We start from the raw sequence: 14316 nt of genomic DNA, 5'->3' as shown, positions 1-14316 counted from the left end.
TCCACGCTCAGTAGGGGGAGAAACACTGTGTCAGGGTCTGGTACGAGGTTTCGCAGTGCCGTGGAGGGGTCACGCTGTCGCGCGGGCTGGTTGGAATCGGGTGCTGCGGCGGCGGTGGGAGAGGCTGTCTGTGGTGAAGACAGCCAGAGCCAGCCAGACGAGGGTGAAGCCGGCCCAGCGGACGGGGGACATGTGCTCGTGGAAGACGATCGTGCCGAGGAGGAACTGGATGACTGGGGTCAGGTAGTTCAGGAGGCCCAAGGTGGTCATGGAGATTCGGGTGGCGGCGGCGCCGAAGAGGAGTAGGGGGATGGCGGTTAGGGGGCCGGTTAGCAGGACCAGGATGAAGTAGCCGGGGCCGTGGTTGGTGACGGTGGAGTCGCCCTGCAGGCCGAGGGTCAGGATCGCTGCCAGGGCTAGCGGGGCTACGACGGCTGACTCGACGGCCATGCCTTCGATGGCGCCGGCGTTGGCCTTCTTCTTGGCCAGGCCGTAGAAGCCGAAGGAGAAGGTCAGGATCAAGGCGACCCAGGGTGGGCGGCCGTTTTCGATGGTCATGCCGGCTACGGCGACGAAGGCGATGGCTACGGCGATCCACTGGACGACCCGGAGGCGTTCCTTCAGGAGGACTACGCCTAGCAGGACGGTGAACAGGGGCGTGATGAAGTAGCCGAGCGACGCCTCGATGATCCGGTCGTTGTTGACGCTCCAGATGTAGCCGCCCCAGTTGATCGTGATCAGGACGGCGCCGGCGATCAGCGGCCACCTGCTGCGGGGGTCGGCGAGTAGGGCGCGGACCTGAGCGAAGCGACGGTGTACCAGGACCAGGCCGACGATCGTGACGAGCGACCAGAGGATCCGGTGGGCCAGCAGCTCCAGCGCCCCCGACGAGCTGATCAGCTTCCAGTAGAGCGGGACCAAGCCCCAGAACAGGTAGCAGCCGAGACCGAAGAGGAACCCTCTGCGCTGTTCTGGCACGCTTGCGAGTCTAGGTCGGCCGTCATTGGTGTCAACGCACTTTGCTCATGACGTGAGACGGGCTTTGCGGATGAGGTTGGATAGAGGGAGAAAGAGGAGGTACGGCGTGGGTGTGCGGACCGGTCTGGTCTCGGTGACGTTCCGGAAGTTGGCGGTCGACGAGGTCGTCGAGGTGGCCAAGAAGGCGGGGCTGGCGGCGATCGAGTGGGGTGGTGACATCCACGTGCCGCTCGGCGATCTGCCCGCCGCGCGGAAGGCCCGCGAGCTGTGCGAGGCGAACGGTCTGGCCATCGCGGCGTACGGGTCGTACCTGCGGGCCGGCAGCGTCGATCGCGAGGAGATCCGTACCGCGGTCAACACGGCCGCGGAGCTCGGCGCGCCCCGGATCCGCGTCTGGGCCGGAACAGTCGGTACTGCGGAAGCAGGCGTCGGCGACCGGATGGCGGTGACCCGGGGCCTGGCGGAGCTGGCTGACGTCGCGGCCGGCGCGGGAATCGAGATCGCGATGGAGTTCCACCGCGGCACCCTGACCGACGAGGTCGACTCGACCATCACGCTGCTGCTCGACGTGGGCGCCCCCAACCTCACGACGTACTGGCAACCCCCGGTAGACCTGAGTGACGCCCAATGCCTGGAGCAACTCGAGTCCCTGATGCCCTGGCTCAGCACAGTCCACGTCTTCTCCTGGTGGCCCTCCAACAACCGCCTCCCCCTCTCCGGCCGCGAGTCCCTCTGGCGCCCAGTCCTCGACCGCCTGTCGAAGGAACCCCGAGAGATCAACGCCCTCCTCGAGTTCGTCGCCGACGACTCACTAGACCAGTTCTCCACCGACGCAGCCCAACTCCACAACTGGATCTGATCACTCGGGCAGATACAGCCCGAGATACAGCAGCCCTTGCGTAGGCCGGCCGCTGACGACCTTCTGCGTGACCTTGCCGGCACGACCCGCGGGCTGGCCGACTGTGCGGCCGCCACGGTTGGGATTCAGGACAGTGGGGTCCTCTCCCAGCAGGACGCTGGCTTCCCGGTCGAGCCCGAGGATCTTCACCCAGACCTCCGCGAGGCCGAGTTCGGCACCGCCGAAGGTCATCAGGTACGGCTTGCCTGCCGGGGTGTCGACGGTCACTTGGCCGTCCGCTGCCGGGGCCGTTTGCACAGTCGCCAGCTTGTACCGATAGCCGCCGTACTCGAGCAGCTCAGGGATGTCGCTCCGGCCGGAGATGATCCGATGCTTTGACACGGTGTAGGCGCCGACCCCGATGTGCACCGGCGGCAGATTCTCGAAGGGCTTTCCCGTCGCGGTCTCGACCACCTTCAAGGTCACCAGAACGGGCTTCCCGGGTGCGGTGGCGACGAGGTGATCGGTGGGCTGTACCTGGGTGAGGTCGCCGCGCGTTTCAGCGCAACGGATCGGGCTCACCGGCCGTCCGTTGACGCTGATCTTCAGCGTGAACAGGTCGGCGATCATCTCGATGGCACAGAACGCCCTGATGTTCACCGCACCGCCGGTTGCTGTGAATCGCTGTGTCAGGGTCTGCTGCCCGAGGCTGCCGATGGCTCCGCTGAGCAGGTCCTGACTGGCGATCTTGGCGGGGATCCGGAAGCCTTCCTTGACGTAATCGCCGGGGTCAGGGGGCGGCGTGCGGACCGGTAGCCCGGCGAAGGCGGGATCCTTCGGCTGTTGGGGGGATTGGTAGATCCCGACGGCCAGGGCCGTGACGGAAACGCTGTCCTCAGCGGACTCGCCTATCACGAAGACGTGCACCTTTGTTGCCTTGCCGGGTGTCACCTGGAGCCAGAAGAGATGGTTGGACGGCACCGCCGACTGGTGGTGTGGTCTGCCGCCGGTGTCGTCGCAGGGCTCGTTCAGGACCAGGTAGTTGTCGACGGTCACGCGGACGACCTGCCGACTGGTCTTGGTCTGGCAGTAGGAGCGGAAGGTGAGACTCGTGCTGGTCGGGGTCCAGGTGAAATCGAGGGTCTTGGTGCCCGGCTTGGCGATTTCGGCTTTGTCGAGGCGATCGGGACCTACTGCGCCTGGGATGGTGACGCCATAGCGGGTGACGTCCGGCGGTGGCTTGGCGGGGGCCGGAGCTGAGGTGTTGAACGCGCCGGGGAGGAGGGCGGCGATCACGGCTACGGCGGCTGCGGCGGTGGTGAGGATGGCGGTGGTGCGGCGGCGTTTCAGGGCGGTGCGGTGGTGGCGGATGGTGGGGAGGGGCACGGGGGTGGTGGGGTCTACCTCGTCGGCCTGGTTGGTCAGGTGGGTGCGGAGGTCTTCGAGGTTCATGCGTGCTCCTCCTTCGCGGGGGGGTGGTCGAGGAGGCTGGGGTCGATCCGGAGTTTGGCCAGGGCCCGGCTGGTTTGGCTTTTCACGGTGCCGACCGAGCAGTTGAGGAGGCGGGCGGTTTCGGCTTCGGTGAGGTCTTCGTAGAAGCGGAGTACGACGACTGCTCGCATGCGTTTGGGGAGGCGGCGGAGGGCCTCGCTCAGGTCGGTGCGGGATTCGACGCCGGTGTGACCGCCGGGGTCCGGTGTATGGGGAAGTTCTTCGGTCGGGTACTCCGAGTTCCAGCGGCGGCGCCACCAGGCTGTGTAGGTGTTGAGCATGGTGCGGCGGACGTATGGGGCGGGGTCGCGGTCCGCGATGCGTTTCCAGACCAGCCAGCATTTGGCGAGGGTGGTTTGGACGAGGTCTTCGGCGGTGGCGCGGTTCTGGGTGAGCAGGTACGCAGTACGCAGCAGAGCCGCGTACTGCGTACTGGCGAACTCCTCGAAGTCCGTGGGGCCGCTCATCCCAACCCTCGTCGTGTGCACACCGAGGAACAGTGGGTGGGCGGCCCCGATGGTTGCATCCTGATCAGTCGGCGGGCAGGTAGAGCGCGATGAACAGCGTGCCCTTGGGGTGTGCGACGGGGCGTTCGTTGTAGTCCCTGAGGGTGATCTTGGCGGTGCCGGCCGGGCGAGCCGCGATGCCTACCGTGCCGTAGCCGCCTGCCTGGTCGCCGATCTCCTCGCCGAGGCCGGTCAGGTGGACGACATCGGTGGTGCCCTCGGCCGCCGAGGGTCCGGTAGTGCCATAGGAGACCAGGAACGGGGTGTCGCCAGGCGTCGCGAGCTCGAGGTGATCGGCCTTCGCCGCCTCCACGGACACGAGCTTGGTGAGGCGGTAGTTGTAACCGCTGTGCTCGGTCAGCTCGTCGAGGCTCGTGGTGTCGACGGTCCGCCGCTTGCCCAGGTCGTAGACGCCCAGACCGATCCAGTCCTGCGGCCGGTCGACCAACTGTCCCTTGCTGTTCTCGAGCCGCACAGTCACCTTGACCTCTTGTCCGGCCGATGGCGCCACGCCGTCGAAGGTGTAGGTTCCCTGTCCGGCATCGACGGAGTCACCGGAGCACGAAACCTCGCTGGTCGGCTTGCCGTCGATCCTGATGGCCAGCTGGTACTCCGGGAACCGGCCCGTGCTGGTTGCCGTGCAGAACGGGTTGAAGCCGACCACGGCGCCGGTTCCAGTGAAGGTGAAGTCGAACTGATTCTTGCCGCGGTCGGCGACCGTGGCGCCCAGCAACGTCTTGCCGCCGATCTTGGCGCGGTAGCGGACGCCGTCCTTGGTGTAGTCGTCGTCGGAGGTCGGTGGCGCCTGCACGGGGGCACCTTCCGGTGGCACGGGCGCGACCCGGTAGATGCCGAGGGCAAGTTGGGTGATCTTGTTGTTGACCGTCCGGCCGTCCCTGTCGGTGAGCTGGACGACGACGCGGGCGGGCTTGCCGGCGGGTGCCGCGATCCACAAGGCGTTGTCGGCCTGCAGACCGATGCCCGCGCCGGGCATGTCCGGGTCGTAGCCGCTGTGGCATTCGTCCGTGCCGACGACGTAGTCGTTGACCGAGATGGTGACGTACTGCGGGCTGCTCGCGCTCGACTGGCAGATGCCTTCGAACCTGGTGTCCTGGGCTTTCGGGGTCCAGCTGAAGTCGAGCTTGCTCTCCCCGAGACGACCGATCCAGGCCTTCTCCAACTGGTCCCCGCCCTCCAGAGCGGGCAGCGTGATGCCGTCCCTCGAATAGTCGCGGGGAGTGGGGGTCTCGGCCGGTTGGGGAGTCGTGCTGGTCACGCCGGGGATCAGGCCGGTGGCGAAGGCGGCGATGACTGCTACGCCGGCTACGGCGCCGAGGGCGCCGGCCTTGCGGCGGCGCTTGGTGCGGGTGATTTTGGCGTGGACGCCGGCGAGTAGGTCGGGGGTGTCGTCGGTGGATTCGGCGCGGGCGTTGAGTTCGTCTCGCAGGTCGGTGAGCTTCATCGCGTGGCCTCCCGGTCTGCGGGGGTGTCGGTGGTTAGGAGGGCGGGGTCCAGGCGGAGTTTGGCGAAGGCCTTGCTGGTCTGGCTTTTCACTGTGCCGGGGGTGCAGCCGAGGACTCGGGCGGTCTCTGCCTCGGACAGGTCTTCGTAGTAGCGCAGTACGACGACAGCGCGTTGCCTGCGCGGCAGTCGCTGCAGGGCTCGCCAGACGTCGGTGCGTTCCTCGGAGCTCGTCTGTACCGCGTGCTCGGGCAACTCCTCCGTCGGCTGCTCGCCGTTCCAGCGGCGGCGCCACCAGGAGGCGTAGGTGTTGACCATCACCTTGCGGACGTACGGCTCCGGGTCGCCGCCCTCGATCCGGGACCAGGCGAACCAGGCCTTGGCCAGCGCGGTCTGGACCAGGTCCTCGGCCAGCGCGTGGTCCTGAGTCAGCAGGTAGGCGGTCCGCAGAAGTCTGCGGGACCGCGCGAGTACGAACGCGTCGAACCCTTCAGCAGCCGTCACCGGTCGCCCCGTTCCCCGTGCACGCAGTGTGAGCGTGCTGTCGTCAATGGTCACATCATGGAGGACCGGGATGCCGGGCCGATCGGTTGCCCGCAACATGCTGTTCGTCGAAAAGTTTCCAGCGAGGTCTGGTCAAGCGACGGATTTTGCCGGGACAGTGGCCGGGTCAGGCGCGTTTCGCCCCAAATGCGTTCGGAGGTAGTTCCATGCAGAAATACTTCAGTAGCCGATTGATCAGAATTCTGTCCATCCTCGGACTGTTCGGCGCCCTGCTGGTCGGCTCGGTGGCGACCCAGGCGGTCACGGCGCCCAAGGCGTACGCCGACGGTTGTTACACCTGGAGCCGCACGCTCAGCGAAGGCACCAGCGGCGAGGACGTGCGCCAGCTGCAGATCCGGGTCGCCGGCTATCCGGCATACGGCGGGCACATCGCCGCGGACGGTGCCTTCGGTCCGGCCACCAAGGCCGCCGTCCAGCGGTTCCAGTCCGCCTACGGTCTGGGCGCCGACGGGATCGCCGGTCCCGCGACGTTCAGCAAGATCTATGCGCTGCAGGATGACGACTGCACGCCGATCCACTTCACCTACGCAGAGCTGGACGACGGCTGTGGTGGCAGCGGCTGGGACGGTGGGCCGCTGTCGGCGGCTGCGACCAAGGCCAATGCCCTGCAGACCATGTGGCAGCTCGAGGCCATGCGGCACGCGCTCGGCGACCAGCCCCTGACTATCACCAGTGGCTTCCGCAGCATCCCCTGCAACAACTCGGTCGGCGGCGCGAGCAGCAGTCAGCACCTGTACGGCCGCGCGGCCGACCTGGTCGGCGTCCACTCCCTGTGCACGCTGGCCAAGCAGGCCCGGTACCACGGCTTCGGCGGCATCTTCGGTCCCGGCTACCCGGGCCATGACGACCACACCCACGTCGACATCCGGACCAGCAACTCCTGGTCGGCACCCAACTGCGGCATCTGATCCGGTACCGGAGCCGGCGCGGAAACCTCCGCGCCGGCCTGGTCAGACTGCTCGGACCAGCTGGGTGAGCGTGATGCCGGCTGCGCGGTCCAGGTGTTCGGCGGTGAGGCCGGCTGCGCGGGCGCCCAGAACGTCCTTGTCGAGGTTGTCGCCGATCATCAGGGCCTCGGACGGGTCGACGCCGAGTGCCGTGCAGGTCAGCAGGTAGGACTCCGGTGCGGGCTTGCTGAAGCCGAGCCCTTCCGAGGTCGAGACGACGTCGATGTGGCCGGCCAGGCCGATCGCGGCCAGCTTCGCGTTCTGCTGCGCGACCGTCCCGTTGGTCAGTACGCCGATCCGCCAGCCATTGCTTTTGGCAACTTCCAGTGCCGGGAGGGCATCGGGGAAGGCCGTCCAGTACAGCGGGTAGCGATTCAGGAACCCGGAGAAGATCTCGTCCAGCTCCGCGTCGCTCGTCGGTACCGGCTGGCCGACTGCAGGAAGGAAGTCGCGCAGCCGGCCGCGGCGCTGGTCCTGGTGGCTCAGCTCGCCGGCCAGCCAGAGCTCGAAGTTGCGATGCTCGGCCACGAACCACTGCGTCACGTGCTCATCGGTCAGCTCGCCGCCACCGAGTACAGGCATCCAGGCACGCAGGGTCGCGACGACGGACGAGTAGTGGTCGAAGAGGGTGTCGTCGAGGTCGAAGATGACCGCTTTCACGCGGGGACCACGGATGTCCGGTTGAGCTCGCGGTGGTTCGCGTAGCCCGACAAGGCGAGGGTGAGATCGAGCTCGGCCAGCAGGCAGCGCAGTACGTGCTCGACCCCGGCCTGGCCGGCGAGCGCGAGACCGTACAGGAAGGGACGGCCGAGGAGGATCGCCTTGGCGCCGAGCGCGAGCGCCTTGGCAGCGTCGGCACCTGTCCTGACTCCCGAGTCGAAGAGCACAGTCACCTGCTCGCCGACGGCGTCCGCGATCGCCGGGAGCGCGTCCAGGGCCGCGATCGCGCCGTCGACCTGGCGGCCGCCGTGGTTGGAGACGACCAGGCCGTCGACGCCGTGCTCGGCCGCGAGTTTGGCGTCGTCGACCGAGGTGATGCCCTTGAGCACGATCGGGCCGGTCCAGTTGTCGCGCAGAAAGGACAGCTCGTCCCAGCTCAGGCCGACGTTCGGGAACATCTGCGCCCAGTGCATCACCGCCGCCGTCGGGTCCTCGCCGATCGGCTTGGCGAGCTTCGCCTGGAAGGCGGGGTCGCTGAAGTAGTTCGCCAGCCCCTCGCCCTTGAGGAACGGCAGGAACCCACGGTCGAGGTCTGCCGGGCGCCAGCCGATCGTGCCGGTGTCGAGGGTGACCACCAGGACGGAGTACCCATTGGCCTTTGCGCGCTGCAGGAAGCTGAGGCAGACGTCCTTGTCTGTCGGCCAGTACAGCTGGTACCACTTGCTGTCGGCCTCGATCTGCTCGAACGCGTGACTGGCCTGGGTGGAGTGCGTGTAGGTCAGCCCGAGCGCACTGGCCGCTCGTGCGGTCGCCAGCTCGCCATCGGGATGCGCCAGCGTCTGTACGCCGACCGGCGCGATCACCACGGGCGCGGGCATCTTGGTGCCGAGGATCGTGCAGGACAGATCCCGCTCGGTACTACCGCGCAGCATCCGTGGGACGAGTCGCCACCGGTCGAACGCGGCCAGGTTGGCGCGGGCCGTCGAACCACTGCCCGCACTCGGGACGATGTAGCCCATCGCCTCCGCGGACAGACTGCCGGCGGCCTGCGACTCCAGCCGGGACAGATCGGTGGTGATCTCGGGCAGGGTGTTCTGGAACATCCCCTGCACGTAGATGCTCAGCTGGTGATCGCCGTAGTTGGCCATGCCGGATGCTTTCATGCCCGCTTGCTCGGCCTCAACGCCCCGAGTCCCACGAGTGTCAGCAGACAGGACAGCCAGGCGAACCAGTCGCCGTACTTCGTGTAGAGGGTGCTGTGGATTCCGGGGCGGAGGTCGCCGACCAGGGTGACGTCGCGGCCCGTCGGAGCTGCTAGTTGGGTGGTGACACGGCCGTACGCGTCGCTCAGGGTGAGCAGGCCTTGGCTGCCGTTGCGGGCGATCGGGATGCCGTTCTCGATCCCGCGCAGGAGCGCGTGCCGGCTGTGCAGCCAGCCGTCGTTGTCGAAGTCGAGCGCGGGGACGAGCAGGAGGCCGGTCTTCTTCTCACCGTACTGCCGGGCGAGCGCCGGGAAGTCCAGGTCCTTGCAGATCATCACGCCCCAGTTGCCCGTCATCGCGAGGTGATCGCCGGGCTCGTACGGTTCGATCCCGGGGATCAGGTGATGCTTGTCGTACGAGAGGGGAGCGCCGCCGGTCGGGTGGAAGAGGAGGGCGCGGTTGTAGTCGTTGCCATGGTCGCCGAAGACGGTGAAGCCGGCGACCAGTTGCACTTTGGTGGTGGTGGAAACCTTCTGCAGTTGGCTTTCGAGGTCGGGGAGCGTGGTCGCGTCGACGTCGATGAACTTCTCGGGCAGTACTACGACCTGGGCGCCCTTGGCTGCGGCTGCTTCGATCTGCTTCGTGTACGCCGTGAGGATCGCCGGGCCGTTGGCGCCGGACCAGCGGGTGTCGTCGAGGCCGTTGCTCGCGGAGACGATCGCGATCTTGACGGCCTGGCTCGTCTCCTCGCCGGAGAGTCGCCAGGCGCCGTAGGAGAAGGTGCCTATGGCGACCAGTGCGAGTGCTGTTGCGAGCTGTACGCCGGTACGCCGGGGCGCATGGGCGATCGCGGCGACGACGGCCGCCGGGGTGAGGAGTAGGTAGGTGAGGCCCCAAACCCCAGTCAGGGAGGCGATCTGGGCGACCAGGTGAACGTCTGCTTGCGTGTAGGCGAGGCTGGTGAAGGCGCCGTGGGGTGAGACGAGTGCGATCAGGTAGTCGGCGGCTGCCCAGCTTGCGGGTGCTGCTAGCGCCGCCGTCAGGTAGCGGCCTCGAAGGATGAGGGCGCGGAAGAGTAGGGCGGTCAGGGTGAAGACGCCGGCCAGGAGGACGAGGAAGCTCATTGCCGCGGGTGGGAGTTCGAGGTCGTTGAGGAGGTAGGTCCACAGGTTGGCCAGGCCGAGGGACCAGCCGATGAAGGCGGTCAACGCGGTCAGGCGCTTGTTGAGGTGCCGAGCGACGAGCAGGACTGGTAGCGGTGCTAGCCAGGTGAGGGCGGGGATGGTGTCGAGGCCGCTTCCGAAGTACAGGAGAACGCCGGTGAGGAGGGCCGCTGGAGCGGCGTATTTACCTGCGCTGTGTTGTTTGGACAAGTAGGCCATTGATCATCCTTTCGCCCAGGCTCAGGCAGAGGGCGCGGAAGTCGGCCTCGGGCATGCCGATCCGGTCGCCGTGGTAGAGCTGGATCAGGCCGTGCAGGAAGGCGGCGATCATCAGGCTGGACTCCCAGATGTCGTCGTCGCGGAAGAGTCGCTGCGTGATGCCGTCGGCGATCGCGTCGGCCAGCAGGGTGAAGGTTGGCGAGCGGCGGGCCCGGAAGTCCTCGGGGAACTGCCGCGCCTGGTCGCGTCGCTGGGTGAACATGTAGTCGTAGAGCCGCGGCTGGGCGAGCGCGAAGTCCACGTGGTCGACGAGCATCTCGCGCAGCCGCTGGTCGGCGGCGACGCTGCGCGGCTCGGCCTGCCAGCGCCGGACGAGCTCGGTGAACGCGGCGTCGGCGACCTCGTGCAGGAGCGCGTCGCGGTCGGGGAAGTACTGGTAGATCGCCATCGGCGTGATGCCCACCGCGGCGGCGACCTTGCGCATGCTGACGCCGTCCGCGCCCTTCTCGGTCAGGAGATAGCTGGCGGCGGCTGTGATGCGGTCCTTGGTGGTCACCTCGGTCATGTCTGTCAGTTAAACGCAAATGCCTATACGGCGTATAGGGGAATTACCCTGAACCGTCCCTGAGCCCATGACATTCATCAGGTGCGGATCAGGACGGTCGGCACCGGTACGCCGCTGCGCCCGGCGCGAGGCTGGTGAGCACCGGATGAGGAGGCGTTCAGATGCGTGGAAAGAGGTTCTGGCCGGCGATCGGGCTGTTCTTCCTGTCGCCGTTGGTGGCGGAGTATCTGCTCGGCAACCTGCCGATCACAGCGCTGTATGCGCTGGTCGGACTGGCCTGCCTGTACGGGGGTGGGGCGGTGCTGATCCGCGAGCTGGTGCGGCGGCAGGGATGGGGGTATCCGAGCCTTCTGGTGCTGGCGCTGGCGTACGGGGTGTTCGAGGAAGGGGTGACGACGCAGTCGCTGTTCAACCCGAACTACGTCGATCAGCGGCTGCTCGATCCTGGGTACATCCACTTCCTCGGCATGGGAGCGCCGTGGACGTTGTTCGTACTCAGCCTGCACACGATCTGGAGTATCGCCGTGCCGATCGTGCTGGTGGAGGCGGTGTCGAAGCGGCCGCGGGAGCCGTGGCTGGGCAAGATCGGGACTTGGGTGGTCGGGATGTTCTTCCTGGCTGGGGCGGTGGCGACGACGGCGATCCAGCTGCACAACGACCCGTTCAGGGCCTCGCCGTGGCAGTTCGCCGGGGTCGCGGTGGCGATTGCCGGGCTTGTCGTCTGGGCCGTCCTGCTCGGCCGGGGCGGGTCTGTGATCGGTCGACGCGTGCCTGGGGTCGGGGCTGTGGGGACTGCTCCGGTTGGGACTGCTCCGGGGGTTTGGGTTGTCGGGGTGAGTGCGTTGGTGGTCAGCTCGGGGTTTCTGGTGGTGAGCGATCTGGCTCTTCCCGGGTGGTGGGCGGCGGCGATCTATCTGGTCATCTGGGCGGGATCGGTATGGATTGTTCGGCGTTGGGCGCTGTGGTCGCGGCGGCAGGTGCTGGCGCTGGCGTCGGGTGCGTTGCTGACGTATGCCTGGCACGGGTTCCCGGAGACGCCGGTGCTGGCGGCGTCCAAGACCGCTGATCTGGTGGGGAACGGGATCTTCGCCGGGCTTGCTCTGGTACTGCTCGTGGTTGCCTGGCGGCGGGTGGGGGTGGTCACACCGGCGGCTGAGACAGCGGCTGCCGGGGCGACGGTGGATGCGACAATCAGGTGTGACAAGTTCGGTGACTCCTGACAGTTCGCTGACCTCCCGGCACGTCGGCCTGGCCTTGCTGGCCATGGCGACCGGCGGTTTCGCGATCGGGACCACCGAGTTCGTCACGATGGGGCTGCTGCCGCAGATCGCCGACGGGGTGGACATCTCGATCCCGACGGCGGGGCACATCGTCTCGGCGTACGCGATCGGCGTGGTCGTCGGGGCGCCGGTGATCGCGGCGCTCGGCGCCCGGACCGGCCGCAAACGGCTGCTGCTCGGGCTGATGGCGGTGTTCGTCGTCGGCAACATTCTCTCGGCCGTTGCCAACAGCTACGAACTCCTGATGGCGGCGCGGTTCCTGACCGGCTTGCCGCATGGCGCGTTCTTCGGGATCGGAGCGGTGGTCGGGGCTTCCATGGTGCCGGTCAACCGGCGCGCCTGGGCGGTCTCGATGATGATGGTCGGGCTGCCGGTGGCGAACATCGTCGGCGTACCGGTGACCACCTTGCTGGGGCAGAGGTTCGGCTGGCAGTTGCCGTTCGTTGCCGTTGGCATCCTTGGGTTGCTGACCCTGATCGCGGTCCGGTTCTGGATCGGGCCACAGCCGGTCGGCAACGACGTGAACGTCCGCAGCGAGCTGAGCGCGCTGGCCAAACCGCAGGTGTGGATGGCGCTGCTGGTCGGCATGGTGGGCTTCGGCGGGATGTTCGCGACGTACTCGTACATCACCCCGACGATGACGGAGCTGGCCGGCTTCAGCGAGGCGGCGGTGACGATCGTGCTGGCCGTGTACGGCATCGGTATGACCGGCGGCACCCTGGTCGGCGGCCGGCTGGCGGACCGCGCGCTGATGCCCAGCCTGTACGGCGGGTTGGTGGCAGTGACGGTCGTGCTGGCCACCTTCGGCTGGCTGGCCCACAGCAAGGCGGGCGCCCTGGCCGGCGTCTTCGCGCTCGGTTTCAGCGCGAGCATCCTCATTCCGGCGCTGCAGACGCGGCTGATGGACGTGGCCCACGAGGGTCAGTCGCTGGCGGCCTCCCTCAACCACTCGACGCTCAACGTCGCCAACGCGCTCGGCGCCTGGCTGGGCAGCGTGGTCCTGTCGGCCGGCTACGGGTACGAGTGGCCGAGCCGCGTCGGCGCGGTCCTCGCTGTCGCCGGACTGGTTCTGGCCCTGGTGTCGGGGCGGATGGATCGACAGCGGGGTTAGTACGGGGTGTTGCCGGAGGCCGATCCTTTGCCGGGTTGGTTGAATCAAGGTATGGCGACGATGGTGTTGAGCGGGCCGGATCTGGTACGCCGGCGTGGGCTGCGGCAGATGCGGATGGTCGCGCTGTCACTGCTTGTACTGGCCGCTGTGATCTACGTGTTGACGCTGCACCATGAGGGCGGCTGGGCCTACGTCAACGCGGCCTCCGAGGCGGCGATGGTCGGGGCGCTGGCCGACTGGTTCGCGGTGACGGCGTTGTTCCGGCATCCGCTCGGGCTGCCGATCCCGCACACCGCGATCGTGCCGACCCGCAAGGACAGCCTGGCCGAGAGCCTGGAGCAGTTCGTCACCGAGAACTTCCTGTCCGAGGAGGTCGTCGCGGAGAAGATGCGGACGGCCGAGGTGAGCCGGCGCGCGGGCGAGTGGCTGGCCTCCGGCAATCACGCTGAGCGGATCGTCGAGGAGGGGGTACGGACGATCGGCGCGGCACTGCCGAAGCTCGGTGACGACGACGTGACCGCCTTCGTCCGTGGGTCGCTGCTGCCGCGCTTCGCCGAGGAGCCGTTGAGCCCGATCGCCGGGCACTTCCTCGGCTCGGTGGTCGACGATGGGGCGCATCACGCTCTCTTCGACCTGCTGATGGTCGAGGCGTACGACTGGCTGGCCGAGAACCGCGAGCTCCTGGCCGACGTGGTCGGGCCACGAGCGCCGCGCTGGTCGCCGCGCTGGGTCGACTCGATCGTGATCGACCGGATCCACCGCGAGGCACTGAGCTGGCTGGCCGCAGTACGGGACGATCCACAGCACCCGGCCCGCAAGGCGATCGACCGCCTGCTGCTGCAGCTCGCCGACGACCTGCAGCACGACCCCGAGATGATGGACCGCTTCGAGGCCTTCAAACGCCGGATGCTCAGCCACCCCGACATGGGCCACAGCCTGACCGCCGTCTGGGACGCCGTCCGCACCGCCCTGATCGGCGCCATCGGCGACCCCGACGGCCCCCTCCGCCTCCGCGCCACCCAGACAATCAAGGACCTAGGCAAACGCCTACAAACCGACTCGACCCTGATCACCAAAATCGACACCCGAGCCGCCGAAGCAGTCGGCTACGTGGTCCGCACCTACGGCACCGAGATCGTCTCCATCATCTCCGACACCATCGAACGCTGGGACGGCCACGAAGCAGCCGCCCGCATCGAACTCCACGTAGGCCGAGACCTCCAATTCATCCGCATCAACGGCACCGTAGTAGGAGCCCTGGTAGGCCTGACAATCCACACCCTCAGCCAACTGCTCTAGCACCAACACCCCACGCACCTCCTCCGTCGAGG

At 67.6% G+C, this 14316-nt stretch carries 14 protein-coding genes; 5 read left to right on the top strand and 9 right to left on the bottom strand.

Annotated features, from left to right (window positions below; translation table 11 throughout):
• Nucleotides 1-69: 69 nt before the first annotated feature.
• Nucleotides 70-978: an EamA family transporter RarD gene (gene rarD, locus AB0M15_RS03675; RefSeq protein ID WP_363813524.1), complete on the bottom strand. Its 909-nt coding sequence runs from the start codon at nt 976-978 to the stop codon at nt 70-72.
• 106 nt (nt 979-1084) lie between these two features.
• Between rarD and AB0M15_RS03670 the strand changes: the two genes are divergently transcribed.
• The gene (locus AB0M15_RS03670; RefSeq protein ID WP_363813522.1) at nt 1085-1837 is read left to right on the top strand and encodes a TIM barrel protein; all 753 of its coding nucleotides are present in this window, start codon (nt 1085-1087) and stop codon (nt 1835-1837) included.
• Here AB0M15_RS03670 and AB0M15_RS03665 read toward each other — a convergent pair whose 3' ends face one another.
• The 4 genes from AB0M15_RS03665 to AB0M15_RS03650 all read right to left on the bottom strand — a co-directional run bounded on the left by AB0M15_RS03665 (nt 1838) and on the right by AB0M15_RS03650 (nt 5877).
• Entirely contained in the window at nt 1838-3268 is a 1431-nt protein-coding gene (locus AB0M15_RS03665) for a hypothetical protein (protein WP_363813520.1), read from the bottom strand.
• Nucleotides 3265-3774: a SigE family RNA polymerase sigma factor gene (locus tag AB0M15_RS03660; protein WP_363813518.1), complete on the bottom strand. Its 510-nt coding sequence runs from the start codon at nt 3772-3774 to the stop codon at nt 3265-3267. The genes AB0M15_RS03665 and AB0M15_RS03660 overlap by 4 nt, the downstream gene beginning before the upstream one ends.
• A 64-nt stretch (nt 3775-3838) precedes the next feature.
• Nucleotides 3839-5275, bottom strand: a complete 1437-nt coding sequence (locus tag AB0M15_RS03655) for a hypothetical protein (protein ID WP_363813516.1) — start codon at nt 5273-5275, stop codon at nt 3839-3841.
• Nucleotides 5272-5877 carry a SigE family RNA polymerase sigma factor gene (locus tag AB0M15_RS03650; protein WP_363813514.1) on the bottom strand — a complete coding sequence of 202 codons (606 nt, stop codon included), beginning with the start codon at nt 5875-5877 and terminating at the stop codon, nt 5272-5274. Before AB0M15_RS03650 ends, AB0M15_RS03655 begins: the two co-directional genes overlap by 4 nt.
• Nucleotides 5878-6008: 131 nt before the next feature.
• On the opposite strand from AB0M15_RS03650, the gene AB0M15_RS03645 reads away from it, so the two are divergent.
• Nucleotides 6009-6746 (top strand): D-Ala-D-Ala carboxypeptidase family metallohydrolase, encoded by a 738-nt coding sequence (locus tag AB0M15_RS03645; protein WP_363813512.1) that lies wholly within the window; start codon nt 6009-6011, stop codon nt 6744-6746.
• Nucleotides 6747-6788: 42 nt separating this feature from the next.
• On the opposite strand, the gene AB0M15_RS03640 is transcribed toward AB0M15_RS03645, so the two are convergent.
• The 4 genes from AB0M15_RS03640 to AB0M15_RS03625 are packed head-to-tail and all read right to left on the bottom strand — an operon-like array spanning nt 6789 to nt 10594.
• On the bottom strand, nt 6789-7445 hold the full coding sequence (locus AB0M15_RS03640; protein ID WP_363813510.1) for an HAD family hydrolase: 657 nt from the start codon (nt 7443-7445) through the stop codon (nt 6789-6791).
• Complete coding sequence (locus tag AB0M15_RS03635; RefSeq protein WP_363813508.1) at nt 7442-8608, bottom strand: alpha-hydroxy-acid oxidizing protein; 1167 nt, start codon at nt 8606-8608, stop codon at nt 7442-7444. The genes AB0M15_RS03640 and AB0M15_RS03635 overlap by 4 nt, the downstream gene beginning before the upstream one ends.
• On the bottom strand, nt 8605-10029 hold the full coding sequence (locus AB0M15_RS03630) for a nitrilase-related carbon-nitrogen hydrolase (RefSeq protein WP_363813506.1): 1425 nt from the start codon (nt 10027-10029) through the stop codon (nt 8605-8607). Before AB0M15_RS03630 ends, AB0M15_RS03635 begins: the two co-directional genes overlap by 4 nt.
• Nucleotides 9995-10594, bottom strand: a complete 600-nt coding sequence (locus AB0M15_RS03625) for a TetR/AcrR family transcriptional regulator (protein WP_363813504.1) — start codon at nt 10592-10594, stop codon at nt 9995-9997. Before AB0M15_RS03625 ends, AB0M15_RS03630 begins: the two co-directional genes overlap by 35 nt.
• 161 nt (nt 10595-10755) lie before the next feature.
• Between AB0M15_RS03625 and AB0M15_RS03620 the strand changes: the two genes are divergently transcribed.
• From AB0M15_RS03620 to AB0M15_RS03610, 3 genes are read left to right on the top strand one after another with little or no spacing between them, the layout of a single operon-like run.
• Nucleotides 10756-11814 (top strand): hypothetical protein, encoded by a 1059-nt coding sequence (locus AB0M15_RS03620; RefSeq protein ID WP_363813502.1) that lies wholly within the window; start codon nt 10756-10758, stop codon nt 11812-11814.
• The gene (locus AB0M15_RS03615) at nt 11804-12985 is read left to right on the top strand and encodes an MFS transporter (RefSeq protein ID WP_363813500.1); all 1182 of its coding nucleotides are present in this window, start codon (nt 11804-11806) and stop codon (nt 12983-12985) included. The genes AB0M15_RS03620 and AB0M15_RS03615 overlap by 11 nt, the downstream gene beginning before the upstream one ends.
• Before the next feature lie 51 nt (nt 12986-13036).
• Nucleotides 13037-14284 (top strand): DUF445 domain-containing protein, encoded by a 1248-nt coding sequence (locus tag AB0M15_RS03610; RefSeq protein ID WP_363813498.1) that lies wholly within the window; start codon nt 13037-13039, stop codon nt 14282-14284.
• The last annotated feature ends 32 nt before the right edge of the window (nt 14285-14316 follow it).

The sequence above is a fragment of the Kribbella sp. NPDC051718 genome (genome assembly GCF_040681515.1).
GTDB lineage: Bacteria > Actinomycetota > Actinomycetes > Propionibacteriales > Kribbellaceae > Kribbella.
The sequence above is the reverse complement of the archived record's forward strand: the minus strand, read 5'-3'. Positions and strand labels throughout refer to the sequence as shown.

Coding starts and splice junctions, on each gene's coding strand:
- AB0M15_RS03665 (WP_363813520.1), bottom strand. CDS start 3,268: ATGAACCTCGAAGACCTCCGCACCCACCTGACCAACCAGGCCGACGAG.
- AB0M15_RS03660 (WP_363813518.1), bottom strand. CDS start 3,774: ATGAGCGGCCCCACGGACTTCGAGGAGTTCGCCAGTACGCAGTACGCG.
- AB0M15_RS03655 (WP_363813516.1), bottom strand. CDS start 5,275: ATGAAGCTCACCGACCTGCGAGACGAACTCAACGCCCGCGCCGAATCC.
- AB0M15_RS03650 (WP_363813514.1), bottom strand. CDS start 5,877: ATGTTGCGGGCAACCGATCGGCCCGGCATCCCGGTCCTCCATGATGTG.
- AB0M15_RS03635 (WP_363813508.1), bottom strand. CDS start 8,608: ATGAAAGCATCCGGCATGGCCAACTACGGCGATCACCAGCTGAGCATC.
- AB0M15_RS03630 (WP_363813506.1), bottom strand. CDS start 10,029: ATGGCCTACTTGTCCAAACAACACAGCGCAGGTAAATACGCCGCTCCA.
- AB0M15_RS03625 (WP_363813504.1), bottom strand. CDS start 10,594: ATGACCGAGGTGACCACCAAGGACCGCATCACAGCCGCCGCCAGCTAT.
- AB0M15_RS03620 (WP_363813502.1), top strand. CDS start 10,756: ATGCGTGGAAAGAGGTTCTGGCCGGCGATCGGGCTGTTCTTCCTGTCG.
- AB0M15_RS03610 (WP_363813498.1), top strand. CDS start 13,037: ATGGCGACGATGGTGTTGAGCGGGCCGGATCTGGTACGCCGGCGTGGG.